We start from the raw sequence: 16,651 nt of genomic DNA on the forward strand, positions 1-16,651 counted from the left end.
TTGGAATTTGTATGACAATAGAAAAAATTAACATTGAAAAACCTGCTAACGCTGCTTGGGTTAAAAAATATAATTCAAAAGTTACAACAGCAGAAGAGGCAGTTAAAATTATAAAAAGCGGTGATAAAATTATTATTCAACCAGGCTGCGCAGCTCCTCTGGAATTAATAAAAGCTCTCGTCGAAAGAAAAGATGAACTTCATGATGTTGAAATTTATCATATCCTTGTTGTTGGAGATTTACCTTATACCAAACCAGGAATGGAAAAACATTTTAAACACAAAGCCTTTTTTATTGGAGCTAATGCTCGTCAGGCAATTAATGAAGGAAGAGCAGAATTTATTCCAATATTTTTATCTGAAGTTACACTTTTGTTCAAGAGGGGAGTTATTCAGGCAGATGCAGCTTTCATTCATGTTTCTCCTCCAGATGAACACGGCTTTTGCAGTTTTGGTATTGATGTAGGTAATATTAAAACTCCTGCTGAAAAAGCTAAATGTGTAATTGCTCAGGTTAATAAACAAATGCCCCGCGGCTTGGGAAATAGTTTTATTCATGTTAATAAAATTGATTACATTGTTGAAGTTGATCAACCTTTGCAGGAACTTCCTCAAGTAGATCCAGATGCTACTCCAGATATGCTTGAAATATTTGATAAAATCGGGAAAAATGTTGCAAGCTTAATTGAAGATGGTTCAACTCTTCAAATGGGAATCGGTGCAATCCCCGATGCCGTTCTACGATATATGCATGATAAAAATGACTTGGGTGTTCATACAGAAATGTTTTCTGATGGATTAATTGATTTAATTGAAGAAGGTGTTGTAAATGGAGAGAAAAAAACTTTGCATCCTGGAAAAGTTGTTGCTGGTTTTGTATTAGGAACAAAAAAATTATATGAATATATCGATAACAATCCTATCTTTGAATTTCATCCTCAGGAATATGTAAATGACCCTTTCCTTATTGCTCAAAATAATAAAATGGTTGCTATCAATTCTGCAATTGAAATTGATTTGACTGGTCAGGTTTGTGCAGACAGCATCGGAACAAAATTTTTCAGCGGTATTGGCGGTCAGGTTGATTTTATTCGCGGTGCTTCGCGTTCCGAAGGAGGCAAACCAATTATTGCACTTCCTTCTGCAACAAGAGATTTAAAATATTCCAAGATTGTTCCAATGTTAAAACCCGGAGCCGGAGTTGTTACGACTCGTGGCGATGTTCATTATGTTGTAACTGAATATGGTATTGCAAATTTATTTGGTAAAAGTATTCAAGAAAGAGCTCGTGCTTTGATTAATATTGCTCATCCATCTTTTCGAGATGAATTAACCGAATTCGCAAAGAAAACTTATCATATCTGATTATGGTTGCTGTCATTGGTGATATTCACGGCTGTTATTATACTTTGGTTGAACTCTACGATAAAATTACAGAACTTTATCCTGAGGTACCGGTTTATACAGTTGGTGATTTAGTTGACAGAGGTAATTACAGCTATGAAGTTATAAAATTTGTTATAGAAAAAAATATAATTCTAACACCCGGCAATCACGATTATATGTTCTACCATTTTTTCAAAGAACCATCAAGTATTTTTGCTCGTTCATGGTTTTTTAATGGGAACGAAACAACTTTGCTATCATACGAAAATCATGAAAAAGAAATGTTCGAGCACATTGAATTCATTAAAAAAGCTCCTCTTTTTCATAATCTTGATGACTGTTTTATTTCTCATGCAGGTATTTCTATTCATTATGAAAAATATTTACCTCCAGATTTTAGAAATAATCTCGATTTATTGGCACCATTAATTGAAAATGATATTTCAAGCGACAGAGGAATAATGTGGACTCGTGACCCATTGTTAAATCTTGGTAAACTTCAGATTGTGGGTCACACCAAGCAGCCTGATATAACTTATGTAGAAGATTCTAATGCTCTTTATATTGATACTGGAGCTTGTGTGGGAAATAAATTGAGTGCTGTGATTATTGAAAAAAATTCAATCATCGATACTATTCAAGTTAAAACACATTTGAATGATATTATTTAGTCCAAGAAATAATTTCAATAAATATTCTTATGTGAAGAAAAAATTTTTCATCAGCGTTAATTTTGAATAAAGAAAAAGAAGAAAGTTTAACGATTGATATTTCCTGAATTTTTTTATTAAATTTGAGCCCAAAAATTAGAGGAGGATTTATAACTTTCTTTCTACCATTATTGTAAATAATTAGAAGGTTCTGCTATCTCTTCCGAAAATAAAAATATTTTTGGCTTCTGGATAAAAATTTTATTCATTCCGGTATTTCTATTTAGCATCATAGCCTTTTTTGGATTTACAAATCAATCCAATCAAAAAACAGATTTAATTTTATTTGATGCTTGCTTCAATTTTGTTAATTCATCAAATCCTGAAATCGATAAACCATCAAAACCAAATAAAGAATTATTTAATCAATATCTTGCTTATCTCAATTCTCAACTTGTTATTCCCGATACAACAGATAATAAAGAAAAACCTTTGATAGGCAATGATACTGTAAAAGTAAAAATGTCAAGAGCTGATTCGATTCGATTTAAGGCTAAACAGGATTCAATAAGAAGAATTGATTCGCTTTCAGCAGATTCAACAGCAAGATTAAAATATTTTCGTGCAGCAAGAGAAGATTATTATGTTGTTCCTTTCAGACCCAAAAGACAATCACCATTTTTTGTTTATCCATCTTCTGCAACTTTGAATCGAATAGTTCAACTTGATTCAACAGGAACTAAAGTTATTATCAAAGAAGTAATCGGAGGACAGGAAGCAAAAATATTTCTTGAAATGCCTCTTGAAGAATATATCAAATTGCGTCTTGAAGCAATTACAAGAGATAACTGGGAGCAGCTGGGTTATCAATACAAATTAAAAGATACTAAAAAAGATTTGAGTCAATTGATATCGGATATTACAAATATTGAAATACCTCTTCCGAGTAAATCTTTGTTCAGCATTTTTGGTCCTCCAAAAATAAATATTAAAATTGCTGGTGCTGTTGATATTCATGGTGCGTGGCGAAATGAAACTACAGAAGGAATCACAACATCTGCACTTGGAAATACAAGAAATGAACCCGACTTTAAACAGCAAGTACAAATTAATCTTAATGGAACAATTGGAGATAAATTAAATCTTTCTGCAGATTGGAATACAGAAAGAACATTTCAATACGAAAATCAATTGAAAATTAAGTACACAGGTTATGAAGATGAAATAATTCAAAGTATTGAAGCAGGAAATGTTTCTTTGCAGTCTTCGCCGCTTGTTGGAGGAAGTGAAGCATTATTTGGAATTAAAGCTCAAATGCAGATGGGTCCATTCAAATTAACTGCTTTAGCTTCTCAAAAGAAAGGTGAAGTTCAGGAAGTTGCTGTAACAGGCGGAGCTAAAACTCAACAATTTCAAATTCATGCTTATGATTATTCTCCAAATCATTTCTTCATCAACGATGTTTATGCAGATCCGAAGCTGAATGTGTTTAATGATTATTATGGAAATTCTATTCCAATAGTTCACGATTCAATTCGTGTTAAAGATATTGAAGTTTGGAAGACTGTTACAGGTCTTGTAAACCCAAACGAGCGCAAAGGAAATGCTTACATTGATTTGCCAAGAAGGACAAGAAATCAAAGATATGATAATTTAAGAAATACAAATGAGCAGACTATTCCCGGAGTAAAAGAAATTGACAGACGATGGGTTATGCTTCAGCAGGATGTTGATTATGTAATTCACAAAGAAACTGGTTTTATAAGTTTTAAAACTCAAATTCAAGACCAGGATGCAATTGCTGTTGCTTATAGAATTGAAGGTCCCACATCTTCACCAGATGATGATATTTATTATGGTGAATTTGTTCAGGATGTTGCTGCAGATTCAAGTGCAAGAATTGTTTTAAAACTTGTTAAGCCGCCAAATCTTCAGCCTCAGTTCAAAAAAGCATGGAAACTACAATTAAGAAATATTTATCCAATTGGTGGAAGAGATGTTAAAGAAGAAGGATTCACTCTTGATATAAAATATCAATTCGAAGGAAGTGAACCTCAAAGTGATTACAATGGAATAAAATTGATTCAAGCATTTGGTCTTGATAAAACAGATAAAAGCGGAACTGGAGGACCAGATGGTGCATTCGACTTCTTTCCCGGAAGAACAATTTTTCCTCAAACTGGTGAAATTATTTTTCCAGTTCTCGAACCATTCGGCAGAGATTTTCCAAAAGGTCCAAATGGTTTGCCAGATACATTAAAATATCAAGCTGTTTATGATACAACAGTTACTTTTGCTAAACAGGACCGCTCTAAAGATAAATTCTTAATTACTGGTGAATATTCTGCAGCTGTTACATCTTCTTACAATATTGGTTTTAATGTTGTAGAAAATTCTGTTAAAGTAATTTTAAATGGGAATCAACTTCGAGAAGGAGTTGATTATACCGTTGATTATAACATTGGTCAAGTTATAATCAGAAAACCAGAAGCACTTGTTCCTGGTGCCGATTTAAGAATTACTTACGAACAAAATGATTTATTCCAGCTTGCATCTAAAACTCTTGTAGGTTTAAGAGGTTTGTACGAATTCAATCGAGAAACTACACTCGGATTTTCATTCTTTAATTTGAATCAACAGACATTAAGCGACAAAGTTCGAATTGGAGAAGAACCTTTGAATAATTCAATGTTTGGGATTGATTTTAAGACAAACATGAATTTACCATTTATCACAAAAGCTCTTGATAAAGTAATTTCAACAAGTGCAGCATCATCTTTTAATCTAAATGCTGAATATGCTTACATGAATCCAGACCCAAATACAAAGAAAAGTACAATTGAAAGTGATGAAGGGAAAAGTATAGCTTATATTGATGACTTTGAAGGAGCAAAAAGAACAATCCCTCTTGGAATGCAATATGGCTCGTGGAAAGATATTAGTGTGCCAGATGATATTCCCTATCTTGAAGGAATGAGCGAGCAACAAAAGATAAATTACAAAGCAAAAGCATATTGGTTTAATCGTCTTCCTTCTGATGTAACGATAAGAGACCTTTATGGCGATAGAAAGCAAGCACCTCCCGACCAAAGTTTAATTACTGCACTCGACCTTGTTTATTTGCCCGATAAACCAGGTTATTATAACTGGTATCCTGATTTGAGTGATACACGCAAAAACTGGGCTGGTATTATGAAAGTTCTTTCTTCAACAGCAAATAATCTTGTTGAAGAAAATATTCAATTCATCGAATTCTGGATGAAAATTGAAAATGCTCCTCCTGATTTGAAATTAAATATTGATTTAGGACAGATTAGTGAAGATGTGATTCCAAATGGAAAACTTGATACTGAAGACAAAAATTTTAATGACCTTGTTGACCAGGGAGAAGATACAGGTATGGATGGATTAAAAGATACTGAAGAGCCTGGTTATGACCCTGTTAACAATCCGGATCCAAGTCATGATGATTATGCATTTCAATTAACTGCAAATGCAGATTATTCCAAAATTAATGGAACAGAAGGAAATGCTGTTTCAATTGATTTAGGCAGACTGCCAGACACTGAAGACTTGAATCATAATTTTACTCTTGACAAAGTTAATAGTTACTTCCGCTATGTAGTTCCGATTGATACAAATAAGCAAGTTAATCCATTTGTTCAGGGAGGAGGCAGCAATTCTGGATGGTATTTGTTTAGAATTCCTCTGAAAGATTTTAAAGAAAAAATTGGCGATCCAAGTTTTTCTGTAGTTGAATTTATTCGATTCTGGATTTCAGGTTCAAACAAACCTGTCCATTTAAGATTTGCAGAAATGAATCTTGTTGGAAATCAATGGCAAAAAGTTCTTGACCCTCCAAACAGCACCAAACTTAGAAAAGTTACAGTTGATGATACTGTGCTTACAGTTTCTGTAGTGAATGTTGAAGATAATCCTGAATATCATTCTCCACCAGGAGTTCATAGAGAAAGGGACAGAAGTCAGCCAGATTATCAAATATATAAAAATGAACAATCTCTTGAACTAATTATTAAAGGATTGGAAGATGGAGATAAACGCGAGGTTGTTCGTTATCTTTATAAACCTCTGGATGTTTTTAATTATAAACAGATGAAATTGTTTATACATACTGATGAAAATGTATTCCCCGGCAATGTTTCTTATTATAAAGACATTAATAATTATTCAGCAGAAGTTTATATTCGATTTGGTTCAGATACATCTAACTTTTATGAATATCGCCAGCCGTTAAGACCAAGTGAAAAGGCAACTGACCAAAACTGGAATGAAGTTAAAATTGTATTCTCTGAACTAACTGCAATTAAACAGAGAAGGGATTCATCTCAGTTTAAAGAACTTTATACAGTTCCAGTTGAAGGAAAGGAAGGTCATACTTATGGAATTAGAGGAAATCCAACTTTAACAAGAATTACATTTTTTACAATTGGAATTGTGAACCCAGCAAATAAAGGAACACCTGGAGAAAAAATATCTGGAACTGTGTGGATTAATGAGCTTCGTGTGCTTGAAGCTGATGATACACCCGGTTGGGCTTATAGTGCAAGTGGCTCTCTTGCTCTTGCTGACTTAATGCGAGTAAATTTTAATGTAAGTCAGTCCAATCCTTATTTTCATAAATTGAATGATAGATTTGGAACACGCGAAGACAGATTAAATTGGGGTGTGACTGTTGATATGGATTTGTTGAAATTAATTCCACTTAATCTTGCAGGAAGCAATTTAAGAATTTCATACTCGAGAAATGAACAAACAATAAATCCATTATTCAAACCCGGCACAGATATAAAAGTTGTAGAAGCTCAAAATCAACTAAGAAAATATTTGACAGAAAAAAATCTTGACCCAGCAGTAATTGAAGATTCGGTAAAGAGCATTAAAAGAGAATCACAAACAGTTAATCTTACTGAAACATGGTCACTTTCTAATATTCGCATAAAACTTCCAACAGATAAATGGTATATACGAGATCTTATAAATAATTTAACTTTTGGATTTAACTATAACAAAACTTCAGGTCGCTCACCAACAATTCTTCAAAGTAATGGTTGGGTATGGAATGCAAGTGCAAGTTATTCAGTTAATTTAAGCAGGGATTTATTTTTCAAACCTGCTGATATTCCATTAATTGGTGATGTTGTGAATATTTTCAGTGATTATAAAGATGTAAGAATTTATTTTCTGCCTCAAACATTTAATGCATCTGTTAATGCATCAAGAAGAAGAAACTTTACACAAAATAGAACCCTTGCAAATAAACCAAACATTCAAAGAGATTTTACTGCATCAAGAAGTGCAGGATTTAACTGGAATATCACTGAAGGTGGTCTTTTGAATCTTTCTTTAGCATATAATTTTGATGTTCAATCAACTCTCACTTATTTATGGGTTGTTGATGAAGTTGAAAGACCTGAAAGTGAAATTTGGCATGATATATTTAGTAAAAATCTTTTTGGAAGAGATTTTAATTACAGACAAAATTTAGATTTACGGCTTAATCCAAGACTTCCATCAATCTGGGATTTGAACAGATATATAAATGTTAATTTTTCTTATGGTGTTGCTTATAATTGGCAAAATAATTTTCAGCAGGCAGATCTTGGAAGAAGTGCAGGTTATTCTAACAGAATATCAAGCGGTGTAACTTTTCGTATCAAATCTATCTTTGCACCACTATTTCAGGAAACACCAAAAACACAAGCACCTGCTCAGCCTCAACAACGGATTGAAGGAGGCAGAGGCGGAAGAAGAAGTCAGCGTTCTACTAATGTTGATGAAAGGATTCGAGCTCAACAAACAAAAGTTAGCGATAGCACGAATGTAACCGATTCAACATTGCAATCTAAAAAACAATTAACAGAATTGAATGAAACTGAAGAAGATACAATTAAAGGTCCAAGCAATATTCAAATTGCTTTGCAATACTTAAAGCTTGGAATTAAATGGCTGTTCTTTGATTACGACCAGATTTCTATAAACTTTTCTCAATCGAGCAGTTACACTGGTGGAGGCTTGCTCGGCGAAGGAACCGGATTTAATAATTTCTGGGGTATCAAACAATCACCGCTTAAAGGTCCATCAAGATTATTTATGCTAGGATTGTCGAATGACATTGGTCCACGTGCTGCTAATGGAAATTTATCTGATAATTATTCTCATAAAAATGATATTGATTTAAAAACATCTCGACCACTCTGGGAAGGTGCTCAACTTGATTTGAATTGGAAAGTTGGATGGGGTGTTAATAAATCAATAACTTTTAGAACAGATTCACTCGGCAATATTTATTCAACTACAGTAAATTCAACAGGAACAATTGACCGTTCTTTCTTAACATTTCCTCCAACATTAATATTTGCATTCTTTGGTAATGGAATTAAAAAAGTAAGTGAACTTTATGATAAACGTGCACCAAATCCAAATCAAAGTCTTTCCGATGCATTTGTAAAAGGATTTGAAACAACATCATTTCTATCAAAAATTCCAATTCTTTCTAAATTTGCTAAATATATTCCACGCCCAAACTGGAATTTTTCATGGTCTGGTTTAGAAAAATATTCAATATTCTCATTTGCAAAACGAGTTTCTTTGAGCCACACTTATACTTCAACTTATAGTGAAGGATGGAAAATTAATCCTGATGGATTGCAGGAAGTTCAGAGTCAAAGAATTGATTATGCATTTTCTCCATTACTTGGATTAACATTTCAGTTTGATAATTTATTTGGTGGTTCATTCCAGAGTTCAGTTCGTTATACTGCAAGAACTTCTTACAGCTTAAGTGCATCAACTAGAAATATAACAGAAAGCTTATCAAGAGATATCAATATTTCAGCAAGTTATTCAAAAAGCGGTTTTGAACTTCCAATGTTTGGAATTTCATTAAAGAATGATATTGAAATTTCGTTTTCTTATACAAATGGAAAAACTTCGAGTGTAATTTATGATATGGAAAATTTTAAAGAAGGGGGAACACCGCAGGATGGCAAGACAAATGTAACAATTGAACCAAAGATAAGATATGTGATGAGTTCTCGTGTAACAATGTCAATTTTCTACAGAAGAACTACAATTCAACCGCAAGGAGCATCAAGAATACCGCCGACTACAACGAACGAGGCTGGTGTTGATGTTCATATTGCTATTCAGTAAAATTAACTATAAATAATTTGGCAGCTATGAAAAAAAATAAAATTCTCTGGGTGGATGATGAAATTGAGCTTCTCCGTTCTCATATAATTTTTTTGAATGAAAAAGGTTACGAAGTTGATACAGTAACCAACGGAGAAGATGCAATTGACCAGGTTAAAAACAATCAATATGATTTAATTTTTCTTGATGAAATGATGGCAGGATTGGGCGGCTTGGAAACATTAGCTCAAATAAAAGAAATTAATCCTGATATTCCTGTTGTAATGATTACTAAAAGTGAAGAAGAATCTTTGATGCACGATGCAATTGGAAGTAAAATAAGTGATTATCTCATTAAGCCAATTGTTCCTTCCCAAGTTTTAATGGTTTGTAAAAAAATTTTGGAAAGCAAAAAAATTTCGAGCGAGTATGTTGCAAAAGATTATTTGAGTGATTTCAATGAGATTTCAAGAAGATTAATTATGAATCCTGATTTCTCAGATTGGATTGAAATTTATCTAAAACTTGTTTACTGGGATATGGAATTTGATGCTCATCCAGAAGTTGATTTCCGCCAAACATTAATTGACCAGAAGCGGGAATGCAATCAGGAATTTTCAAAATATATTGAACATGAATATAAAAACTGGCTCGATAATCTGAATAGTGAAGATAATCCTACATTAACAGTATCAGTTCTTAATAAATATGTTTTGCCTCATGTTGCAAATTCTCAAGGTCCAATTTTTCTGTTTGTTATTGATTGCTTGAGATTGGACCAATGGCTTGTTATGGAAAAACATCTAAAAGAATTATTCAACATTAAAAAAGATTATTATTTTTCTATTTTGCCTACTGCTACACCTTATGCAAGAAATGCTTTATTTGCAGGCTTATTCCCATCAGAAATTGAAAAATATTATCCAGATTTGTGGAGCTCGGTTCCTGATGATGATGAAAACAGCATGAATAAATATGAAAAAGAATTATTGCAATTGCTGTTAGACAGAAAAAAAATAAAATTGAGAAATGATTTAAAGTATATAAAAATTATTGACCCAGAGGTCGGGCGTTCATTTGAACAGAATGTTTTATCTTTTCAGAATAATCATTTTATGGCAATTGTTGTAAATTTTCTAGATATGATTGCACACGGCAGATCCGATTCTCAAATTCTTAAAGAAATTGCTCCAGATGAATCTGCTTACCGCTCATTAACAAACAGCTGGTTTCAACATTCATATTTGTTAAATTCATTTCGATTAATTTCAAAAATTCCTAAAGCCAAAATTATTGTTACCACAGACCATGGCAGCATCAGAACATTAAGAGGTGCAAAAGTCTTGGGTGACCGCGAAGCTTCATCAAATCTCAGATTTAAATTTGGCAGAAATTTAAAAGTAGATGACAAGCATGCAATCTATATTAAAAATCCTCAAGAATATAAACTTCCTAAACGAGGAGTAGCAGTGAGCTATATAATTGCTAAAGAAGATTACTATTTTGTTTATCCAACTGATTATCACAAATATTTGAGTTATTATAAAGATAGCTTTCAACATGGTGGAATTTCAATGGAAGAAATGATTTTGCCAATTGTAACTATGGAGAGCAAAGCCTGATGACCATTCCTTGTGAAGTATTAGTAAAATCAGAAATAGAAACCGAAAATTTATCAAAATCATTGACTGAAATTTTTCAAGAAGGAGATGTGATTGCATTAAATGGAGAACTTGGTTCGGGCAAAACATTTTTTGTTAAATCATTCTGTAGAAATTTGGGAATTGAAAATGTCTCGAGCCCCAGTTTTGCAATTGTTAATGAATATAAAGGAAAGAAAAAAATTTATCACTTCGATTTTTATAGAATAAAAAAAATTACGGAACTCTATGATTTGGGCTTTGAAGATTATTTAAAAGAAAATGCTATTGTATTTATTGAATGGGCAGAGTTGTGGAAAGAAATTTTACCAAATCATTATTACGAAATGAATTTTAAATTTGTCGACGAAAATTCACGATTAATTACAATTAACAAAATATGATGAATAATTTACCGATACTTGCAATAGAAACTTCAGGAGAGTTGTGCAGTGTTGCTGCAATGCTTGATGAAAAATATTTCATCGAATCAAACATAAAAGGCAAACATGTTCACTCCGAAAAAATTTTTGATATGATAGATTATGTTGTGAAAAATTCAAAAATAGAACTGAATGAATTTAATCACATTGCAGTGTCAATGGGACCCGGGTCATTTACTGGATTAAGAATTGGACTCTCTGCTGCTAAAGGTTTGGCACTGGGCAGTAATCTGCCAATTGTTCCTGTTCCAACTTTTGAAGTAATGGCATTTGAAATTTCAGAAAAAATGCTTGAAGGGAAAAAGTTAGCAATATTAAAATCTGCAGGAATTGACGACTTCTATTTTGCCACTTATGAAACTGAAAAAAATGGATATCGAAAGATTGAAGGTGTATCATTAATTCATAAAAATGAAATAAATGAAAAAATAAAAGGAATTGATATTATATTTGCAGATAAAGATATTGCTTATGATATAAAAATTATTACTGGGCCACATGCAAGTTATATTGCGCTATGGTCATATTTGTTCGGCAAGGATTTATTAACTTATGATTATGATTATTTGGAACCATATTACTTAAAACAATTCATTGCAAGGGTGAAAAAATGAAAAGAATAATTTTATTAGCAGCAATTTTTTCGACAATAATTTTTGCACAAAGTAAACAGCCAAAAATATTTTCACCTGAACCTGATTATAACTTTAAAGAGATTTTGGAAGGACAAACTGTTGAACATGAATTTGAAATTGTAAACCAAGGGGATGCTGATTTAATAATTAATGATGTGAAAGCATCATGTGGCTGCACAGCAGTTCAGCCTTCAAAAAAGATTTTAAAGCCTGGAGAAAAAACAAAAATTAAGATTGAATTTGATTCACGCGGAAGAATTGGTCCACAAAAAAAATATATTTATGTTTTTTCGAATGACCCTAAAACACCTCAATACAGATTATCTTTCGATGCAGTTATTGTTGAAAAGCTGATGGGTTCAAGCGATGGGAAAAATCCCAAATTAGTTTTAAGCAGTAATCAATTTAATTTTGGAGAAGTTGATGAAGGGAAAGTTGTAGAAGCAAAAATTGAATTTAAGAACGAAGGAAAAGGTGTTCTCGAAATAAATGATGTTAAAACTACATGCGGATGCACAGCTGTTTTGTTAAGCAGCAAAAAACTTCAGCCTGGAGAGACTGGAACCATTGGAATCAATTTAGATACATCAAATAGAATTGGTCAATTTGTAAGAACTGTAGCAATTTATTCGAATGACCCCGAACAACCTATTCATGTTATAACTTTATCAGCAATAATAAAGAAGAGAAAATAATGGCATGGTTTAAAAGAAAAAAAGAAAACATTTCACCTGAAAGCAAAAAAACTGATTTGCCCGATGGGCAATGGTCAAAATGTGAAGATTGCGGTGAAATCATTCACAACAAACAACTTGAAGTAAATATCTGGACATGTCCAAAATGTGGATATCATTTTAGAATTGGAAGCGAACAATATATTTCATTAATACTTGATAAAGGTTCTTTCAAAGAACATGATAAAAAAATGCGTTCAGCAGACCCGCTTCAATTTGAAGATACAAAGAAATATACCGAACGTGTTGAATCCACAATTAAAAAAACTGGCTTATATGATGCAGTAAGAACAGGTGTTGGGAAAATTGATGGGAAAAAAGTTGCTTTTGCATGCATGGACTTTAATTTTATTGGTGGAAGTATGGGTTCAGTTGTTGGAGAAAAAATTGCTCGCATAATTGATGTTGCATACGAAGAAAAAATTCCTTTGATAATTATCAGTCAAAGTGGCGGGGCAAGAATGATGGAAGGTGCATATTCATTGATGCAGATGGCAAAAACAAGTTCGCGGCTCGCTCGTCTTGCAGATGCAAAAATTCCTTACATTTCTGTGTTAACCGACCCCACAACTGGCGGCGTAACTGCAAGTTTTGCAATGCTTGGTGATGTCATAATTGCAGAACCAAAAGCATTGATTGGATTTGCAGGTCCAAGAGTAATTAAACAAACAATTGGAAAAGATTTGCCGGAAGGTTTTCAGAAATCAGAATTCTTGCTTGAAAATGGTTTTATCGATTTTATTGTCCCAAGAAAACAACTGAAAGAAAAATTATCGTTGATGTTAGATTATCTAACTTAATTTATGAATTAAATAATGTCAGAGGAAGAAATAAAAAATTATCTTGAAAAAAATGATAACATAATCTTTGCAATTTTTTTTGGAAGTTATGTCCAAAACAATTCTGTTTACTATAATGATATTGATATTGGGATATATACAAAAAAATCTTTTAGTCTTCTTGAATTAGGAGAAATTATTGCTCACCTCGAAATAATGACTGAGAAAAAAATTGACATTGTTGAACTGAATAATCTTTATCGAAAATCTCCTTTGCTTGCTTACAATATTATCTCTAACTGCAAAATTATTTTTGTTAGAGATACAAATGTTTTTAATCAGTTTAAAAAACTAACTTTTTTATTTTACTTTGATACTGAAAGATTAATAGAAGAAGGAAGAAAATCCTTGTTAAAAAGAATCGAAAACAATGAATTTGGAAAAAGAAAATGCTTGAAAGATTAAATCAATTAGAAACTAATTTGAACGAGCTCGAAAAAGTTAAAGAAGAATATAAAATTGATGATGTAAAAAAAGATTTAAGATTACAATGGATAATTAGATATGGGTTATTTGAATCAATACAAATTGTTATCGATGTTTCCTGTCATCTTGTCACAAAGTTAAACTTGGGCAGTCCAAAGTCATATTATGATTGTATTAAAAAATTAAATGATGAAAAAATCTTGAGTGATGATTTAACAGAAAAATTATATAGATTAATTGGGTTAAGAAATGTTTTAGTACATGAATATATTGAGATAGATATGGAGAAGTTATTTTATTATTTAGAAAACCTTAATGATTTCAGAAAATTTGTTAAAGAGGTTAAAGATATTTTATAAAAATCATTTTTTGAATTTATCTATCATCTTTTTAATGACCTCGAGTGTGTAATCTACTTCTTCAATTGTGTTTTGACTTCCAAAAGAAAATCGAATTGTGCCAGCAGCATCTTCTTCTTTATAACCAGAATTTAAAATTACATGAGAAGGTTTAAGTGTCCCAGAAGTGCATGCAGCTCCATTCGAAGCTGCAATGCCATTTATATCGAGAAACATTAACATTGCTTCTGCATCATTTTTATATTTTTCAGAAAGAAAGGTTATATTCAGAATATAGGGGAATGCATCTTCACCGCCGTTAATTTTGATATAATCTTTATCCAAAGATCTGATGCCTTTAATAAATTCATCTCGAAGTTTTTTAACATGTTCATAATTTTTTGTCATTTCCAATTTTGCAATTTTAACTGCTTCAGCAAGACCAACAATTCCAGCAACATTTTCTGTACCGCCTCTGCGATTCCTTTCCTGTGAACCGCCAAAAATTAATGGGGCTAATGGAGTTCCACTTTTTACAAAAGCAAAGCCTGTTCCTTTTGGACCATTAATTTTATGAGCTGAAGCAGTCAATGCATCAATTCCTAATTCATTAACATCAATTTTAATTTTACCAAAACTTTGAACAGAATCTGTATGAAAATAAATTTTTTTTTCTTTTACAATAAAATTGATTTCATTTATTGGATTAATGCTTCCAGTTTCGTTGTTGATATGAATTACAGAAGTTAAAGAACATTTATTGTCAAGTAAATTTTTTAAATCATTCAAAATAATTTTTGAATCTTTGTCGATGTCAACAAATTGAACTTCAAAACCATCTTTGGATAGTTCTTGGCATGTATCAAGAACACTGTGATGTTCTCCTTTAGAGGTTATAATTTTATTCCTTTTTGATTCTGCAAATTCAGTTTTAGCAATTCCTGTTAATACAAAATTATTTGCTTCAGTTCCACCGCTTGTAAAATAAATTTCTCCAGGTTTTGCATTGATAAATTCAGCAATTACTTCGCGTGCTTCTTCAATTGCAACTCTTGCCTTTCTTCCAAATGAATGAATAGAAGATGGATTACCAAAATGTTCAGTAAGATATGGTTTCATTTTTTCAAAAACTTCGGGACGAAGTTGAGTTGTTGCTGCATTGTCAAAATAAACTTTCATAATTTTTCTTTCTATCTTAAACTAACATCTCCATAATGAATTTTTTCTATTGTATCTCCAACTTTTAATACCAAAAATCCGTTCTCGTCAATATCATCAAATACACCGACTTTAATTTTATCATCAAAAACAACTTTAACTTTTTCGCCAATCATTTTGCATCGGTTGCGCCAGTCGTTTAATATTTTGTTTGGGTCATCTTTAATTAGTTGTAAAATATTTTCAAAATTGTTAAGAACTTCGCTTAGTAATTTTTCTCTGCTTACTATTGACTTAAATTCTTTCCTAACAGAAGTTGGTTGAATATCGTATTTGCCAGGGAAGTTTGGCTGATTAACATTGATCCCAATTCCAATAACTACTTTGTTAATCTTATTCCCTTTGGAAGTTGATTCAAGTAAAATTCCAGCAATTTTTTTCTTATTAACTAAAACATCATTAGGCCACTTTAGTTCAACATCGAACTGATATAAATTTTCTAATGATTGAGCCACAGAAAGACTGCTGCCAAGATTAATAAGGTTGACTTTTTTTTCTTTGAAATCTCCTTTTAGTAAAATAGAGAATGTTAAATTTTGTCCTGCATTGCTAACCCATGAGCGGTTTCTTCTTCCTCTTCCTTTGCTTTGATATTCGGCAAGGAGGACAGTTCCATCTCTGTTAAAATCTTTGTTAGTCAGCAATACATTATTTGTTGAATCGACCTCATCGCAATAAATAAAATTGCGGCCTATAAATTCAGTGTCGAGTTTGATATCAAATTCTTCGATATTAAACAATTTTACCTCCAACTGCTTGTTTATAAAATTGGCATATAATTCTGTCAAAAGTAAGTTTTTAACATAAAAGTTCAGAACAATCTGTCAATCTTTCAAATTTCTTTAGTGAATATAAAATTCTCATAACTTATTGAAAAATAATGAATTATAAGAAAATTGAATATCTGGCACACCTCTTGTAATTATAATGGCAAAAATTAATAAAAGAAGGAGGTGATAGCCATGACACTCGTAAGATTTGAACCTTTAAAAGAACTCGAAACCTTACATGACAGAATTCAAAGATACTTTGAAGATTTTGCAAATTTTGGCTTCTCCTTTACAGATAATTTCAATCCGAGAATTGATATCTCGGAAGACGACAATAATATCAATGTTGTTGCCGAAATTCCAGGTGTAAAAAAAGAAGATTTAAAAATTACATTGCAAGATAATATTTTGACAATAGAAG

13 protein-coding genes are annotated in these 16,651 nt (G+C 32.0%); 11 read left to right on the forward strand and 2 right to left on the reverse strand.

Translation table 11 applies throughout. The features are described 5' to 3' along the window. Positions 1-11: 11 nt before the first annotated feature. The 10 genes from AC27L2_RS11605 to hepT all read left to right on the forward strand — a co-directional run bounded on the left by AC27L2_RS11605 (position 12) and on the right by hepT (position 14,263). The gene (locus AC27L2_RS11605; RefSeq protein WP_487211922.1) at positions 12-1,364 is read left to right on the forward strand and encodes an acetyl-CoA hydrolase/transferase family protein; all 1,353 of its coding nucleotides are present in this window, start codon (positions 12-14) and stop codon (positions 1,362-1,364) included. A gap of 2 nt (positions 1,365-1,366) precedes the next feature. After that, positions 1,367-2,056 carry a metallophosphoesterase gene (locus tag AC27L2_RS11610; protein ID WP_487211923.1) on the forward strand — a complete coding sequence of 230 codons (690 nt, stop codon included), beginning with the start codon at positions 1,367-1,369 and terminating at the stop codon, positions 2,054-2,056. A 471-nt stretch (positions 2,057-2,527) separates the two neighbouring features. Further along, positions 2,528-9,208, forward strand: coding sequence for a T9SS outer membrane translocon Sov/SprA (gene sov, locus AC27L2_RS11615; RefSeq protein ID WP_487211924.1), 6,681 nt, complete (start codon positions 2,528-2,530; stop codon positions 9,206-9,208). A gap of 26 nt (positions 9,209-9,234) precedes the next feature. Continuing rightward, positions 9,235-10,809: a T9SS response regulator signal transducer PorX gene (porX, locus tag AC27L2_RS11620; protein ID WP_487211925.1), complete on the forward strand. Its 1,575-nt coding sequence runs from the start codon at positions 9,235-9,237 to the stop codon at positions 10,807-10,809. Further along, the gene (tsaE, locus tag AC27L2_RS11625; RefSeq protein WP_487211926.1) at positions 10,809-11,231 is read left to right on the forward strand and encodes a tRNA (adenosine(37)-N6)-threonylcarbamoyltransferase complex ATPase subunit type 1 TsaE; all 423 of its coding nucleotides are present in this window, start codon (positions 10,809-10,811) and stop codon (positions 11,229-11,231) included. The genes porX and tsaE overlap by 1 nt, the downstream gene beginning before the upstream one ends. Next, positions 11,231-11,884 (forward strand): tRNA (adenosine(37)-N6)-threonylcarbamoyltransferase complex dimerization subunit type 1 TsaB, encoded by a 654-nt coding sequence (gene tsaB / locus AC27L2_RS11630; RefSeq protein ID WP_487211927.1) that lies wholly within the window; start codon positions 11,231-11,233, stop codon positions 11,882-11,884. Before tsaE ends, tsaB begins: the two co-directional genes overlap by 1 nt. Then, positions 11,881-12,600: a DUF1573 domain-containing protein gene (locus tag AC27L2_RS11635; RefSeq protein WP_487211928.1), complete on the forward strand. Its 720-nt coding sequence runs from the start codon at positions 11,881-11,883 to the stop codon at positions 12,598-12,600. The genes tsaB and AC27L2_RS11635 overlap by 4 nt, the downstream gene beginning before the upstream one ends. Beyond that, entirely contained in the window at positions 12,600-13,439 is an 840-nt protein-coding gene (gene accD / locus AC27L2_RS11640; RefSeq protein WP_487211929.1) for an acetyl-CoA carboxylase, carboxyltransferase subunit beta, read from the forward strand. Before AC27L2_RS11635 ends, accD begins: the two co-directional genes overlap by 1 nt. Before the next feature lie 15 nt (positions 13,440-13,454). Further along, complete coding sequence (mntA, locus tag AC27L2_RS11645) at positions 13,455-13,883, forward strand: type VII toxin-antitoxin system MntA family adenylyltransferase antitoxin (RefSeq protein ID WP_487211930.1); 429 nt, start codon at positions 13,455-13,457, stop codon at positions 13,881-13,883. After that, positions 13,868-14,263, forward strand: a complete 396-nt coding sequence (hepT, locus tag AC27L2_RS11650; protein ID WP_487211931.1) for a type VII toxin-antitoxin system HepT family RNase toxin — start codon at positions 13,868-13,870, stop codon at positions 14,261-14,263. Before mntA ends, hepT begins: the two co-directional genes overlap by 16 nt. A 3-nt stretch (positions 14,264-14,266) precedes the next feature. Here the strand turns inward: hepT and AC27L2_RS11655 are convergent, their stop codons facing one another. Both AC27L2_RS11655 and AC27L2_RS11660 read right to left on the reverse strand, forming a co-directional pair. Beyond that, positions 14,267-15,421: a cysteine desulfurase family protein gene (locus AC27L2_RS11655; protein WP_487211932.1), complete on the reverse strand. Its 1,155-nt coding sequence runs from the start codon at positions 15,419-15,421 to the stop codon at positions 14,267-14,269. Between the two features lie 11 nt (positions 15,422-15,432). Then, positions 15,433-16,200, reverse strand: coding sequence for a biotin--[acetyl-CoA-carboxylase] ligase (locus AC27L2_RS11660; RefSeq protein WP_487211933.1), 768 nt, complete (start codon positions 16,198-16,200; stop codon positions 15,433-15,435). A gap of 222 nt (positions 16,201-16,422) precedes the next feature. Between AC27L2_RS11660 and AC27L2_RS11665 the strand changes: the two genes are divergently transcribed. After that, positions 16,423-16,651 (forward strand): Hsp20/alpha crystallin family protein (locus AC27L2_RS11665; RefSeq protein WP_487211934.1); only part of this gene is annotated, 229 nt, incomplete at its 3' end.

The organism is Rosettibacter sp. KY25 (assembly GCF_057554405.1).

Bases quoted from the DNA above. Each gene is read 5' to 3' on its own strand.
- AC27L2_RS11605 (WP_487211922.1), top strand. From the start codon at position 12: ATGACAATAGAAAAAATTAACATTGAAAAACCTGCTAACGCTGCTTGG.
- AC27L2_RS11610 (WP_487211923.1), top strand. From the start codon at position 1,367: ATGGTTGCTGTCATTGGTGATATTCACGGCTGTTATTATACTTTGGTT.
- porX (WP_487211925.1), top strand. From the start codon at position 9,235: ATGAAAAAAAATAAAATTCTCTGGGTGGATGATGAAATTGAGCTTCTC.
- tsaE (WP_487211926.1), top strand. From the start codon at position 10,809: ATGACCATTCCTTGTGAAGTATTAGTAAAATCAGAAATAGAAACCGAA.
- tsaB (WP_487211927.1), top strand. From the start codon at position 11,231: ATGAATAATTTACCGATACTTGCAATAGAAACTTCAGGAGAGTTGTGC.
- AC27L2_RS11635 (WP_487211928.1), top strand. From the start codon at position 11,881: ATGAAAAGAATAATTTTATTAGCAGCAATTTTTTCGACAATAATTTTT.
- accD (WP_487211929.1), top strand. From the start codon at position 12,600: ATGGCATGGTTTAAAAGAAAAAAAGAAAACATTTCACCTGAAAGCAAA.
- mntA (WP_487211930.1), top strand. From the start codon at position 13,455: ATGTCAGAGGAAGAAATAAAAAATTATCTTGAAAAAAATGATAACATA.
- hepT (WP_487211931.1), top strand. From the start codon at position 13,868: ATGCTTGAAAGATTAAATCAATTAGAAACTAATTTGAACGAGCTCGAA.
- AC27L2_RS11655 (WP_487211932.1), bottom strand. From the start codon at position 15,421: ATGAAAGTTTATTTTGACAATGCAGCAACAACTCAACTTCGTCCCGAA.